A 12,925-nucleotide genomic window follows, 5' to 3' on the forward strand; every position below is an offset into this window, starting at 1 on the left:
ACCGACGAGTCGAAACAAGGTGCCTAATCCTTGGTTTTGGCAGACGAGGAGTCAGCATGGGCGCCGCCCACACAGCTGCCACCAGTTCACTGCGCGCCGACGGCGTTTTGCGCGGCAAGCCCGTGGGCGCGGATGAAGCCCTCCAGCTGCTCGATGAACAGGGGATCCGCCACCATGACGAGCGCTTCAGCCCGTTCGTGGACAGCTTGGAACCCGAAGTGCTTCGAGGTTTTTACCGCGACATGGCACTTGTGCGGCGATTCGATGTGGAGGCCACCGCCCTGCAGCGGCAGGGTGAGCTGGCACTCTGGGTGCCGGTGGTGGGTCAGGAAGCTGCCCAAATCGGGTCCGGGCGGGCCATGAATGCCGCTGACTACGCTTTCCCCACCTACCGCGAGCATGGCGTGGCCCTTACGCGTGGATTGGATTTGGCCTCCCTGCTGAAGCTTTTCCGCGGGGTCTCCAACGGTGGCTGGGATCCGCGGGAATGCAACTTCCACCTGTACACCCTGGTCTTGGCGGCGCAGGTCCCGCATGCGGTGGGGTATGCCATGGGCATTGCGCGTGATCTGGTGGCCGATCCCGGCACGGAACCGGCGGCAGTGGTGGCCTATTTCGGTGACGGGTCCAGCAGTGAAGGTGATGTGCATGAATCCATGGTCTTTGCAGCCTCCTACAACGCCCCCGTGGTGTTTTTCTGCCAAAACAACAACTGGGCCATTTCCGTGCCCTTCGAAGTCCAGTCCAAAATTCCCCTGGTAAACCGTGCCGGCGGTTACGGGATCCCCGGCATCCGGGTCGACGGCAACGATGTTTTGGCCGTCCACGCAGCAACCCAGTGGGCGCTCGACCATGCCCGCAACGGCCATGGTCCCGTGCTGATTGAAGCTTCCACGTACCGGGTGGGTGCCCACACCACGGCTGACGATCCCACCAAGTACCGCATGCTTGCTGAAGAGGAGCTGTGGAAAACCAGGGATCCGCTGCAGCGCCTGGAAAAGTACCTACGTGCTGAAAACCTTGTCGACGAGGCGTTTTTTGAGCAGTTGAAGCTCGACGGCGACGAGCTGGCCGCCCACGTGCGCAAGGAGACGCTGGCCCTGGGCGGAGCTGACATCCGTCAGAAATTTGCCACCGTCTACGCCGAGGCGCACCCCTTGGTGGCTGAAGAACTGGCGTGGTTTGAAAACTATCAGGCGTCCTTTACGGATGCCCAGAGCAAGCAAGGCGGTGCCGCTTGAGCACAATGACCATTGCCAAGGCCATCAATGAAGGTCTGCGTGCCACCTTGGCCCAGGACTCCAAGAGCTTCGTCATGGGCGAGGACATTGGCTCGCTCGGTGGCGTGTACCGGGTCACGGAGGGCTTGAAGGAAGAGTTCGGTGCCCACCGCGTCATGGACACCCCGCTGGCGGAATCCGGCATTGTGGGCACAGCCATTGGCATGGCCCTGCGTGGCCACAGGCCCATTTGTGAGATCCAGTTTGACGGCTTTGTGTTCCCGGCCTTCAACCAAATCACCACGCAGCTGGCCAAAATCCACACCCGCTCCGACGGCCAGCTCACTGCACCCGTGGTGATCCGCATCCCCTACGGCGGCGGCATTGGCTCCATTGAGCATCACTCGGAATCGCCGGAGGCGCTCTTCGCGCACACCGCGGGCCTGCGCATCATCACCCCCTCCAACGCCAATGACGCCTACTGGATGATCCAGCAGGCAGTGGCCTGCAAGGACCCGGTCATCTTCTTCGAACCCAAACGGCGCTACTGGCTCAAGGGTGAGGTGGATATGGACAATGACCCCGGGGATCCCTTCAAGGCGCACGTGGTGCAGGAAGGCAATGACGCCACCATCGTGGCCTACGGTCCCTTGGTGCCGGTGGCCCTTGCCGCGGCCAACGCGGCTGCGGAGGACGGCCACAGTGTGGAAGTCATAGATTTACGCTCCATTTCCCCCATTGACTTCGACACCGTGGAAGCCTCGGTGACCAAGACCGGACGCCTGGTGGTGGCCCATGAGGCCCCCACCTTCGGCGGCATGGGTGGCGAAATAGCCTCCCGCATCAGCGAACGGTGCTTTTACTCGCTGGAGGCTCCGGCCATCCGCGTGGGCGGATTCCACATGCCCTACCCCGTGGCCCGGGTGGAAGAGCACTACCTCCCGGATATTGACCGCATGCTGGAGGCGCTGGACCGCGCCTTCGCATACTAGGAAGGCACCCATGTCCACCCTCAAGCATTTCAAGCTTCCCGACGTCGGCGAGGGCCTCCTGGAGGCCGAGATCGTCTCCTGGAAGGTCAAGCTGGGCGACATTGTGGCCGTCAACGACGTCATCGTGGAAATTGAGACGGCCAAGTCCATTGTGGAGCTGCCCTCACCATTTGCCGGCATGGTGGCCCAATTGATGGTGGCAGAGGGCGAGACGGTGGAGGTGGGCACCCCCATCATTGCCATCGGCTCGGAGGTGGCCGGGGAAGCGCAGGCTCCGGTGGCCGAGCCGCCCGCGGGGGAGCCGGCTGCCGTGGAGCCGGAGGCCATGAAGCCCCTGGTGGGATCCGGACCCAAGGCCGACGCCGTCAAACGTCGTCCGCGGGTGGGCTCCCGTTCCGTGGACCACGCCCCGGCAGCAGTGCCGGCAGCGGCGCCGGTTCCCGCAGCCGCCCCGGTGCCAGGAACGCCGAAGTCCACCCGCACGCTGGCCAAACCACCTGTGCGCAAGGCCGCGAAAAACCTGGGCATTGACCTCAATGAGGTATCCGCAACAGGCGCCCGCGGCGAGGTCACCCAGAAGGACCTGCTCAGCTACCAGGAGCAGCGCACGGCCGAACAGGATCAAGCAGGCAGCTTTTGGGCTCCTGCCACGGGGACCGGTCTGGCCGATGACCCCCGCATTGAGCGCATCAAGGTCAAGGGCGTACGCAAGGCCACGGCGAAGGCCATGGTGGAGAGCGCCTTTTCAGCACCGCACGTGAGCATTTTTGTGGACGTGGACGCCTCACGCACCATGGAATTTGTGAAACGCCTCAAGGCCTCGCGTGACTTTGAGGGCATCAGGGTCTCGCCCCTGCTGATCCTGGCCAAGGCCGTCATCTGGGCGGCGGCACGGAACCCTTCGGTCAATGCCACCTGGACCGGGGACGAAATCATCATTAAGCACTTCATGAACCTCGGCATTGCAGCGGCCACCCCGCGCGGTCTCATGGTTCCCAACATCAAGGACGCCCAAAAGCTGTCCCTGAAGGAACTCGCCGTTGCGCTCAATGAACTGGCCACCACGGCCCGTGCGGGAAAGACGCAGCCTGCAGCCATGCAGGGCGGCTCGTTGACCATCACCAACATTGGTGCCCTTGGCATCGACACGGGAACGCCCATCATCAACCCGGGTGAAGTGGCCATTGTGGCGTTTGGAACCATCAAGCAAAAGCCATGGGTGCTCGACGGGGAAGTCATTCCGCGCTGGATCACCACCTTGGGCGGGTCCTTTGACCACCGCGTGGTCGATGGTGATCTTTCTGCCCGGTTTATGGCCGATGTGGCGGCAATCCTGGAAGAGCCGGCGCTTCTGCTGGATTAGGTCCGGGCGCCTGAATGCGCTGCCATTGCCCCGGCGAGCACCGGCGCCAGACGCTTCACGCCTTCGCGCAGCACCTCCGGCGGCACGGCACTAAAGGCCAGACGCAGCTTGTTGCTGGGGCCCGTGGCGCCCGTGAAGGCGGCGCCCGGGACAAAGACCACCCCGGCGTCAATGCCCTGGTGCAGGAGCGGATAGCTGTCAATTCCCGCCGGCAGTGTCAGCCAAATGAAAAATCCACCCTCGGGACGGGTCCAGGAAACGCCTGCAGGCATGAACTCCTCCAACGCCGCGAGCAGAGCCTTGCAACGCTCCTCATACAGGGCGCGGTACGTGCGGATTTGGCCCTGCCAGTCATAGTTGGCCAGGTAGCTGCTGATCAGCAGCTGATTGAAAGTGGGCGGGCAGAGCGTGACTGCCTCGCTGGCCAGGTAAAAGCGCTGCTTCAGATGTGCCGGCACCAAAGCCCAGCCAATGCGCAGACCGGGTGCGAAAATCTTGGAAAACGAACCCAAATACAGGACGTCGTCGGGGTTGTCGGCACGCAAGGGCTGGGGGAGGACGCCGTCGAACTTCAGCAGCCCGTAAGGATTGTCCTCCATCACCAATATATTCGCCTCACGGCATATATCCACGATTTCCTGTCGGCGTCCCGGCGCCAAGGTCACGCCTGAGGGGTTGTTGAAGTTGGGGATGGTGTACAGCAGCTTGATCGTCTTGCCTTCGGCCTGGAGTGCGGCAATCCGCTCGCGCAGCTGCGAAGGAATGATGCCGTGGTCGTCTCCGGCCAAGGGCTGGACATCCACCTCGTATACTTCGAAGGTGTTTAATGCGCCCACATAGGTGGGGTCCTCAACCAAAATGACGTCCCCGGGATTGCAAAAAACCTTCGCCGCCACATCCTGGGCAGACTGCGATCCGGCCGTAACAACCACGTTCTCTGGATCTGCGTCAAGGATGCCCTCAGCTGCCATGACCTCGCAAATTTGCTCGCGCAGCTCCAGCGTCCCCTGCCCGCCGCCGTACTGCAGGGCCTCCAGTCCGTGGTCCGCCATGATGCTGGCCGCCGTCTGGGCCAACCGCTCCAGGGGCAAAGACTGCAGGTAAGGGTTTCCGCCGGCGAGGGAGACCAAACCCGGCTGCATGGAAATTTCAAAAACATCCCGCACGGCCGACTGTTTAATGTTTGCAGCGCGAAGCGAAAGCAGGGCGTCGTGCCGATGCGATCCTGGCGCATTGCCCGCAGCGTGGGTGGCTTCCGCCCGGGACAAGGCGTCGATGGCTTCTTCGGGCAGAATTTCTGCGGCACCCACGGCGCCGGAGGCTGAGGTATTCACGTGCTCAGGATATAACCATTGTTGCCGGATAAGCATCAAAAGTTTTCTGAGCCTTGTTGCTTGTGCGCCTTGCCTTGGGGCCCGGAGCTCCCCAGAAGGCTCCGTGTCAGCGATTCGCTGTCGGCCAGCAGAAGATCAACGGCCCCGGCGAGGTGCCCGTCACCCGGCGCCAACCCGGCCAGCGAAGCGGCCAACACTGCGCGCCGGATCAGTTCCTTGGCAAATGAGGCAGTCGTGCCGGCCGTTCGGGCAGCGGTGGCTGCCACCACTTCCGGTGAGAACCCAATCCCTGGGGAATAAAGGTGCAGCAGGGCCGCACGCTCGGACTCGGATGGGAGTGGAATCTCCACGGCCAAGTCCACGCGTCCAGGCCGCTGGGCCAAGGCCCGCTCCAGCATGTCCACGCGGTTGGTGGTCAACACGAAAGCAACATCGCTGTCATTGTCCAGGCCGTCCATGGCGTCCATGACCTCAAAAAGCAGCGGCTGGGGGCCATGGCCAAAACTCCTGTCCTCGGCAATGAGGTCGCAGTCCTCCAGCACCACGATCGACGGGGCAAGGGCCCGGGCCATCTTGGCAGCCTCGGCAATGCGTGCCAGGGATCCCCCGGACAGCAACACTGCCGTTGTGCCGGCACTGTGGCTGAGCAAGTATCTGACGGTATGCGTCTTACCCGTTCCCGGCGGACCATAGAGCAGCAGTCCGCGCTTGAGGTGCTGGCCGTGGGCTCCCAGGGCGGCGGCGGCCCGGCCGATGCCCAAAGCATGCCCCTCCACACGGTCCAGAACCCCCTGGGGGAGCACCACGTCCCCACTGTGCAGCTCCGGCCGGGCATGGAATGTCACTCCGCCAACACTGGGGCCGTAGTCGCTTGCGGACAGGGAGATGATTTGTCCCTTGAAGACACTGCGCGATGCCATGCCCTGGCGCAGCTCGGCCAGGACGGCGGCGGCGGTGGCGGGCTGTGCGACGAGGACTTCCAGTCCGGCCTGCTGCCGGCCAAACTGGGGATTGGCCGCGCGCTGCAACACGGCGACCGGAATGCCCGCGTGGTGGAACAGCCACAAACCAAACGAAACCACTTGGCGCTGTTCCGCGGGACCCACCGCAACGTTGCTGTAGTCCGGCTGCGACAAGGGAAAATTTGCGTAACTGAGCGATTGCTGGACCATGTCACTAAATGACATGTGGGCGCGGTGGTCACCGCCGCCAATGCCCACCAGCTGACTGTGCGGATCGTTGGCGGCCATTTCCGCCAACAAGATGTCGGCGTCCACGAGCCGGTGGGAGGGAACTTCCTCAACCACCACGGACAACTCGGCCGGGGAGACGCCCAGGAACAATGTCAGTTCCTCAAGCAGCCGTCTGCCGTCCGGCACTTGGGCGGCCTGTTTTTGGGCGAGCTCAACCAGCGCGCTGAAGTCAGTGACAAATTTTCCCAATGAATCGTCCATGCGCTGACACTAGCAGGGCGGTTCATGGGGCGCAGGAGAGTTGCCCGGACCGTGTGGAGCTGCTTTAGGAACCCTGTGCATCCTTTTGAGTGGCCAGCCAGGTCATGACGTCCTGGCGACGGATACGCCGGTGGGAACCGCGGTACTGCACGGCAATGTGGCCCCGGTCGGTCAAATTGCGCAGGAAGGTGTGGGAAATTCCTGCCAGTTCCGCTGCCTGGGAGGTGGTGAGCAGTTCAGCAATGCTTGCCACACTCACTGCGTCCCCTTGGGCCAGCCGCTGCAGCAGATCCACCACCGACTCCTTGGCCTCCGCGCCAAGCCGGTGCGCGGTGCCATCGACAAATACCGTCACGTCGTGGCTTGAAGCCAGTGACCGGGCCAAGGAATCACGCTCCACAGCGTCCAAAGGAGAGCTGATTTTCGGGGCATTTAATGTCATAAGACACATGGTACTGGGCTGTAGTGTGAGGTTCATGCCGCACAAAATCCATACTGCGCTGCTGGGCTACGGCCTGGCTGGCAGCGCCTTTCATGGCCCCGCCCTGGCTGCCTTGAAGGATTTCAGTCTTGACGTGATTGTGACCTCCGATCCTGTCCGGCAAGCAAAAGCCCATGCCGACCATCCCACGGCGCGCGTGCTCAGCCGCACGGAGTGGGAAACGCCCGGCAGTCACGGCGGCATTGACCTGGTGGTGGTGGGAACGCCGCCAGCCAGCCATGCGCCCTTGGCACGGCGGGCCTTGGCGGCGGACTGCGCCGTCGTGGTTGACAAGCCTTTTGCGCGCAGCAGCGCCGAAGGTGAGGCGCTTATTGCCTTCGCGGCCGCCAGGGGCCTGCTGCTCACCACCTACCAAAACCGGCGCTGGGACGGAGAGTTCCTTACAGTGCAAAAATTGTTGGCCACCGGCGCCTTGGGCACCGTGCGGCGCTTTGAATCACGCTTCGAACGCTGGCGGCCGCACATTAGCAAGCAATGGAAGGCCCAGGCCACTGCGGCGGAGGGCGGGGGTGTGCTTTTTGATTTGGGCACCCATGCCATTGACCAGGCGCTTTCCTTGTTTGGGCCCGTGGACGGCGTGTATGGCGAGCTTGCTGCCCACCGGCCGCAGGAGCGCGCCGATGATGACGTCTTTGTGGCCCTGCAGCACAGCAATGGCGTTCTTTCGCATCTGTGGATCAACCTCACCGCTGCACAAAAAGGACCACGTTTGCGGGTCTTGGGCTCTGCTGCAGGGTACGTGAAGCAGACCGCCGACGTGCAGGAAGCCCAAATCCAAGCAGGCATCCTCCCCACGGATCCGGCCTACGGCGTGGACAGGCCGGAACGCTGGGGCACGCTGGGCATTGACGGGGAGCTGACGGCCGTTCCCACCGAGCGTGGGTGGTTCCCGCGATTCTATGAGCTGTTGGCTGCCGCTATGCTTGACGGCGGGCCGGTCCCGGTGGATCCCCGTGATTCGGTGGCCGGCTTGCGCATCATTGAAACCCTGCGTGGCAGCGGCATTCGAAGCTAGATCTCAAAGCTGAATCCCAAGGCAGGCAACGGCAAGGTCCATGGAAGGTGGTGGCGGCAGTGAAGCGACAGGAAGCCAGCCATGGCACAAGCAGCGTGAAAATGGGTGCGGCATTGGCCGAACCCACTGCCGCAGTACGCAAACGTTGGGTGACGTCGGTGGTGCTGGTCAACGTTGGCATCAATGCTGCGTTCTTTGCACCCCTGCAGGTGCTTTTGGGCCAGCAGGCCGCGCACTTTAGTGAGGCTGACAAAGAGGGCATTCTGGCGCTTGTCACGGGTGCCGGAGCAGCCATGTCACTGGTGGCCAACCCCTTGTTTGGTGCTTTCAGTGACAGGACCACATCCCGTTTTGGCCGGCGCGTGCCGTGGGTTTTCATAGGCGCCCTGCTGGCTGTGTTGGGCCTGCTGGGTTTGGCCGGCGCTCCCGGTGTGGCTGCGATGACGGCCCTGTGGTGTGTGGTGCAGATGGGCTGCAATGGTGCGCTGGCAGCGACCTCTGCAGCCATCCCCGATCAAGTGCCCGTGAAGCAGCGCGGCAGCATTGGGGGCCTGGCTGCCATGGGCACCACCGCCGGCATTCTTCTGGGCGCGGCCATTGCTGCGGTGGTGGCCGGAAACTATTCACTGGGCTTCGTTGTGTGCGCCGGGGTGTTGCTGGCCGCCGTGGTGCCGTACTTGTTTTTGTCCAATGACCAGGTGCTGAACAAGCAGGCTCGGCCACGCTTTGGCTGGGGATCCTTTGCAAAAGGTTTTTGGGTGTCTCCGCGCAGCTACCCCGATTTTGGCTGGGCCTGGATCACGCGCTTCCTAGTCAACGTGGGTAACCATCTGGTGACCCTGTACCTGCTGTTTTTCCTCAAGGATGCGGTGGGATTGCAAAACCCCGAAATGGGGGTCTTGATGCTGACGGGGCTGTATGCGGTGTTGACGTTGATTACAGCGGTCATTGGCGGCAAATGGTCTGACCATGTGGGCAAACGGATTCCCTTTGTCATTGCCTCCTCGGCCACGATTGCTTTGGCGTCCCTGATTCTTGCATTTTTCCCCACGTGGACGGGAGCCCTGGTGGGCGCTGCCGTCCTGGGCGTGGGCTATGGCGTGTACCTGGCAGTTGACTTTGCCCTGCTTACCCAGGTCCTTCCCTCGGCGGCAAGCCGAGGAAAGGATCTGGGCGTAATCAACGTGGCTAGTTCCCTGCCACAGGTCATCGCGCCAGTGATTGCCTGGCCCCTGGTCGCATTCCTGGGCGGCTACGTGACCCTGTATGTGGTGGCTGCCGTCATTGGCCTGCTGGGCGCGGTGTTCGTGGTCAAAATCAAGGGTGTGAAATAGCTGTCAACATTGGCTGGGGTCACTGAAGCCTTGAAGGTGCCGCCATCCGTGGGTGCGCGGGCAGTGTCCGCTGGCCTTGTGCCCCACGCTGCCCAAGCGGCCTCAAGGCACGCGCATCCTAATCGCGCCGGGCCACCTGGTAGCGGCCGTCCGCGTGCACTGTGGTGAAGGAGCTGCCCGGGAAGCGTTGTTCAGCCTGCAGTTCGGCGGTGACCGGCGTGGCGCCGGGGTCACCTGAGACGTCAATCAGGAAGTACTGCGGGACGGGGTTTTGGTTGCCCAACCAATAGACCTCGGTGCGGTCCACCAAATAACTCATGAGGGAAATGTCGGTCTCCACCGTGACGCCATCGGGCACGGCGGCCAATGCTGCCTGGGCGGCGGCTGAGGTGGTTGAGGGGAATGATCTCCGCGGCTCCACAAGCTTCCAAAAAGCATATTGACTCGTTAGCGTCACTGCAATGGCCAGTGCGGCCGTGGCCATGAGCAGTCGCAGACGCACGGAGTTCAGTACCTTGCGCCGTGACAGGGCGTCAATGGCGGCGCTAAAAACCACTGGCATGAGCACGGCGCTGTATTGCCATTCCTGGCCCCAGTAGACGGGAAGTTCGGAAAGGAAGCGCCACGCCAAGGTGGGCAGCACCACCAGTGCCAGCGGGGAGAACGCACACAATCCGGCGGTGACGGCCACGAGCAAAAATACCGTGGTCAGCTTGTCGGCTTGAAAGAGCGACGCCGGATTGCTGAGCAGTCCGGCAAAGTCCAGCTGACTTTCATAGGCCCATTGTGCGCCCGGATTCATCGCAGGCAATATGACTTTCGTGGCCAGGAAAAACCATGCAACCCCCCATACTGACAACCACAAGCCCATCATGGTCCGTGCGCGCCACGCCATCACCAAGCCAATGACGAAGACCGTCAGCCCCAAATCCTCCTTGACGAAAACCAGGAGTGAGGCCCATATCCATGCTGACCGCCACCGCTCCTCGGACAACGCCACCAGAGCCAGCGCCAAGAGTGGAACGGCAAAGGCAATCTCGTGAAATTGCGCGTCAATGGCTGATTGCAGGCCCCAACTGAGGGCGTAGGCGGTTCCCCAGCAGGCCCCTGAAATACGGCCCAACCGCTTTATGGCGTAATGGCTGACCACCACCACGGAAAGGGCGAGCAGGATGTTTTGTACGACCAGCAAGGTGTAGGCGCTGGGAAAGAGGCGGTAAACAGGCCCCAGCAGCACCAGCAACGGATGAAAATGATCGCCAAGCAGGTTGTACCCCTCGCCTTTAAGGCTCACGATGGGAGCGTCAAAGTTGGCGTAGGCCTTGGCCAATTGGGTAAAGATGCCCAGATCCCAGGAGCGCACGGCGAAGCTCTGCCACTGGAGGCGGGAAAAAAGCGAGTAGACCCCAAGAGCCACGGCACCCAGGGCCAGGGCAAGGGCCAGGGGTGTCAGGATGACCTGCCGCACCCCGGCAAGACGGCCATTGAATCTCGGCCCGTACGTGCCGGCGCCATTGCCGCCGGTGTCCGCCGAAGTGCTTTTTTGCAGGATGCTCACAGGCAAAGTCTAGGCCGTGGGGCACTGCATGGATGCATTATGGCATCCAGCTGGAGCCATGATCTCCCACGACTTTCTATACGCTGCGTGGATGCCGGGGCGGCCCTGGTTCGTCCACTCACGGGATCAGCTGGCACCTCAATGCCCGGCTGGAAACCCCGCCCTGCGATCGTCCGGACCCTTGCCGAAAGGTTCACATCAGTCGGAAGGCCGCCGGGAACATTGTCCCGGCGGCATCTGGTGGCAGTGCGGCCGCGGTGGGGCACTTTGCAAAGACCGAGCCGGCGGACGCGATGCCCCGGGCCCGGCAGCATGGCACCATTGCAGCATGGATGCACAAATCATTTGGACAGTTGTTTGCGGCTTGGCCATTTTGGTGGGGGTGGTGGGAATCGTCGTCCCCGTGCTTCCCGGCAGCATTTTGATCATCATTTCCCTGCTGACCTGGGCCATTGTGCTGGGCTCGCCCCTGGGCTGGACAGTCTTTGGCATAGCTGCGGTTTTTGCTGCTGCCGGGATGGCATCCAGCGCGGTGCTGACCGGGCGGGTCATGAAGCAGAGATCAATTCCCGGCCGGTCCGTGGTGTCCGGTCTGGTGCTTGGGGTCGTGGGATTTTTTGTGATCCCCGTGGTGGGCCTGCTGGTGGGATTCGTGGTGGGCTTGTTCCTCTCGGAATATGCCCGGCAGCGTGAGTTCAAACCGGCAATTTCCTCCTCGGCGGCAGCATTGAAGGCAACAGGTTTGGGCATGTTGGCCGAATTTGCTTTTGCCGCGCTTGCTGCCGGCACCTGGAGTGTGGGCGTGCTGATTCACTTTTTCAACCGTTAACCGTTGCCCGGGCCCAATAACCATGCCTAGGGCATCTCCAGGACAACGCCGACGTCGGCCATGGCACCACCGCAGCGTTCACTTCCGGAAATGCGGGTCCAGTTCACTTGGGTGGTGCGGGTGGCAAGGACGGCGCCATTTTTGTCATAAACGGTGAAGTCGATGGTGCTCACGGCTTGCGCGCCGAGCGACAACTGCCAGCTTCCGTTGGCCTCATGAATCAAGGCGCGCGTTGTTCCCGAGGTGGTCTTGGTGGAATCCTGTGCATGCGCAACGCACTTGGCGCCCATGCAGGCAGTCACCGCGGCAGCTTCCTTGGCGTCCGCGCCATCGGCCAGCAGCTTCAAATTCAAATGGTTGTCCCAGCTTGCCGCCGGGCAGGCTGCCCCATCCCGATCCATGACTATGGCCCCAATGATGAAGGCCATGCAAAAAGCGGCAATAAGCGGAACCAGGAACAATTGCACGCGTCGGCGGGGAGGGGGAACGGCAGGCATGGGGCCATGTTACTGATTGACTCTGACTGTTTGCCGCAAAAGGCTTTCCGTCCGGTGGGCTGCGGCGCACCCGCACCCGCACTTGCCACGGCGCTCCGGGAAGATGCGGCCGTGTCCGCATTGGCTGGCGGCAGCACGGGGTTGGCTCCGGAGGTGGTGCAAAACGCGCAAGCGCAATCTCCCAGGGAGGCTGCGAACGGCTTTGGAAGGTGCTGGTGATGCCATTTGAACGGCCCATGCTTAATTACGGTGGTAAGTTCGCGCACGTTGCAGCCATAAAGGGTGCCCTTGTGGCTAAAGTAGGGGGTAAGAATGCAAGCTGGCGCGCATGGCGCCGGTGGTCAAATCGAGCAAAGGACAAAAGCGTAATGGCTGGAATCATTATTGTTGGTGTGGATGGAAACTCAACATCCATGAAGGCTGCCCGCGTTGCCGCGGACCTGGCTCGCGCCACGGGACGCACGCTGCGCGTTGTTACGGCCTTCGGTGAGGACAAGACCGAGAAAGTCGCCATCGGCAACGACGAGTGGTTCCTGTCCACGGCCGATGAGGCCGAGCGTGTGGCCCAGCGTGTGGCGGAAGAGCTGAAGATCAGTGGCGTCAAGACGGAGTACTCCTCCGCCTTGGGCAAGCCCGCCGAGGTCCTCCTTGAGGAAGCCGCCAAGTTGCAGGCGGACCTCATTGTGGTGGGCAACATCCGCATGCAGGGCCTGGCCCGTGTGTTGGGATCAGTGGCCAATGCCGTTTCGCACAATGCCCCCTGTGATGTCTACATTGTGAAGACCAGCGACTAAATCTGCTTGCCCATAAAACCCCCGCAGTCCTTG

At 62.2% G+C, this 12,925-nt stretch carries 12 protein-coding genes; 7 read left to right on the top strand and 5 right to left on the bottom strand.

The features are described from left to right. The first annotated feature begins 56 nt into the window (after positions 1–56). From ACFUCV_RS11250 to ACFUCV_RS11260, 3 genes are read left to right on the top strand one after another with little or no spacing between them, the layout of a single operon-like run. Positions 57–1,241 carry a thiamine pyrophosphate-dependent dehydrogenase E1 component subunit alpha gene (locus ACFUCV_RS11250; RefSeq protein WP_380815639.1) on the top strand — a complete coding sequence of 395 codons (1,185 nt, stop codon included), beginning with the start codon at positions 57–59 and terminating at the stop codon, positions 1,239–1,241. Beyond that, positions 1,238–2,212 carry an alpha-ketoacid dehydrogenase subunit beta gene (locus ACFUCV_RS11255; protein ID WP_380815641.1) on the top strand — a complete coding sequence of 325 codons (975 nt, stop codon included), beginning with the start codon at positions 1,238–1,240 and terminating at the stop codon, positions 2,210–2,212. The genes ACFUCV_RS11250 and ACFUCV_RS11255 overlap by 4 nt, the downstream gene beginning before the upstream one ends. 10 nt (positions 2,213–2,222) lie before the next feature. After that, complete coding sequence (locus ACFUCV_RS11260; RefSeq protein ID WP_380815643.1) at positions 2,223–3,575, top strand: dihydrolipoamide acetyltransferase family protein; 1,353 nt, start codon at positions 2,223–2,225, stop codon at positions 3,573–3,575. Here ACFUCV_RS11260 and ACFUCV_RS11265 read toward each other — a convergent pair. The 3 genes from ACFUCV_RS11265 to ACFUCV_RS11275 all read right to left on the bottom strand — a co-directional run bounded on the left by ACFUCV_RS11265 (position 3,572) and on the right by ACFUCV_RS11275 (position 6,805). Further along, positions 3,572–4,909, bottom strand: coding sequence for a PLP-dependent aminotransferase family protein (locus ACFUCV_RS11265; protein WP_380815645.1), 1,338 nt, complete (start codon positions 4,907–4,909; stop codon positions 3,572–3,574). The two genes, ACFUCV_RS11260 and ACFUCV_RS11265, sit on opposite strands and share 4 nt — an antisense overlap. 35 nt (positions 4,910–4,944) lie before the next feature. Beyond that, positions 4,945–6,363, bottom strand: coding sequence for an ATP-binding protein (locus tag ACFUCV_RS11270; RefSeq protein ID WP_380815647.1), 1,419 nt, complete (start codon positions 6,361–6,363; stop codon positions 4,945–4,947). 64 nt (positions 6,364–6,427) lie between these two features. Beyond that, complete coding sequence (locus tag ACFUCV_RS11275; RefSeq protein ID WP_380815649.1) at positions 6,428–6,805, bottom strand: helix-turn-helix domain-containing protein; 378 nt, start codon at positions 6,803–6,805, stop codon at positions 6,428–6,430. Between the two features lie 34 nt (positions 6,806–6,839). On the opposite strand from ACFUCV_RS11275, the gene ACFUCV_RS11280 reads away from it, so the two are divergent. Continuing rightward, positions 6,840–7,880, top strand: a complete 1,041-nt coding sequence (locus ACFUCV_RS11280) for a Gfo/Idh/MocA family oxidoreductase (protein WP_380815651.1) — start codon at positions 6,840–6,842, stop codon at positions 7,878–7,880. 101 nt (positions 7,881–7,981) lie between these two features. Next, positions 7,982–9,214: an MFS transporter gene (locus tag ACFUCV_RS11285; protein ID WP_380815691.1), complete on the top strand. Its 1,233-nt coding sequence runs from the start codon at positions 7,982–7,984 to the stop codon at positions 9,212–9,214. Positions 9,215–9,332: 118 nt separating this feature from the next. Here ACFUCV_RS11285 and ACFUCV_RS11290 read toward each other — a convergent pair whose 3' ends face one another. Then, entirely contained in the window at positions 9,333–10,772 is a 1,440-nt protein-coding gene (locus tag ACFUCV_RS11290) for a DUF2079 domain-containing protein (RefSeq protein WP_380815653.1), read from the bottom strand. Between the two features lie 328 nt (positions 10,773–11,100). Between ACFUCV_RS11290 and ACFUCV_RS11295 the strand changes: the two genes are divergently transcribed. Then, positions 11,101–11,601 carry a DUF456 family protein gene (locus ACFUCV_RS11295; protein WP_380815656.1) on the top strand — a complete coding sequence of 167 codons (501 nt, stop codon included), beginning with the start codon at positions 11,101–11,103 and terminating at the stop codon, positions 11,599–11,601. 26 nt (positions 11,602–11,627) lie between these two features. Here ACFUCV_RS11295 and ACFUCV_RS11300 read toward each other — a convergent pair whose 3' ends face one another. Beyond that, entirely contained in the window at positions 11,628–12,098 is a 471-nt protein-coding gene (locus ACFUCV_RS11300) for a hypothetical protein (protein WP_380815658.1), read from the bottom strand. A gap of 368 nt (positions 12,099–12,466) precedes the next feature. Between ACFUCV_RS11300 and ACFUCV_RS11305 the strand changes: the two genes are divergently transcribed. Then, positions 12,467–12,892 carry a universal stress protein gene (locus ACFUCV_RS11305; protein ID WP_380815660.1) on the top strand — a complete coding sequence of 142 codons (426 nt, stop codon included), beginning with the start codon at positions 12,467–12,469 and terminating at the stop codon, positions 12,890–12,892. The last annotated feature ends 33 nt before the right edge of the window (positions 12,893–12,925 follow it).

The organism is Specibacter sp. NPDC057265 (assembly GCF_042668835.1).
Classification (GTDB): Bacteria; Actinomycetota; Actinomycetes; order Actinomycetales; family Micrococcaceae; genus Specibacter.

Excerpts from the sequence above, each read along its gene's own strand:
- ACFUCV_RS11250 (WP_380815639.1), top strand. The coding sequence starts at position 57 with ATGGGCGCCGCCCACACAGCTGCCACCAGTTCACTGCGCGCCGACGGC.
- ACFUCV_RS11260 (WP_380815643.1), top strand. The coding sequence starts at position 2,223 with ATGTCCACCCTCAAGCATTTCAAGCTTCCCGACGTCGGCGAGGGCCTC.
- ACFUCV_RS11270 (WP_380815647.1), bottom strand. The coding sequence starts at position 6,363 with ATGGACGATTCATTGGGAAAATTTGTCACTGACTTCAGCGCGCTGGTT.
- ACFUCV_RS11275 (WP_380815649.1), bottom strand. The coding sequence starts at position 6,805 with ATGACATTAAATGCCCCGAAAATCAGCTCTCCTTTGGACGCTGTGGAG.
- ACFUCV_RS11280 (WP_380815651.1), top strand. The coding sequence starts at position 6,840 with ATGCCGCACAAAATCCATACTGCGCTGCTGGGCTACGGCCTGGCTGGC.
- ACFUCV_RS11285 (WP_380815691.1), top strand. The coding sequence starts at position 7,982 with ATGGGTGCGGCATTGGCCGAACCCACTGCCGCAGTACGCAAACGTTGG.
- ACFUCV_RS11295 (WP_380815656.1), top strand. The coding sequence starts at position 11,101 with ATGGATGCACAAATCATTTGGACAGTTGTTTGCGGCTTGGCCATTTTG.
- ACFUCV_RS11300 (WP_380815658.1), bottom strand. The coding sequence starts at position 12,098 with ATGCCTGCCGTTCCCCCTCCCCGCCGACGCGTGCAATTGTTCCTGGTT.
- ACFUCV_RS11305 (WP_380815660.1), top strand. The coding sequence starts at position 12,467 with ATGGCTGGAATCATTATTGTTGGTGTGGATGGAAACTCAACATCCATG.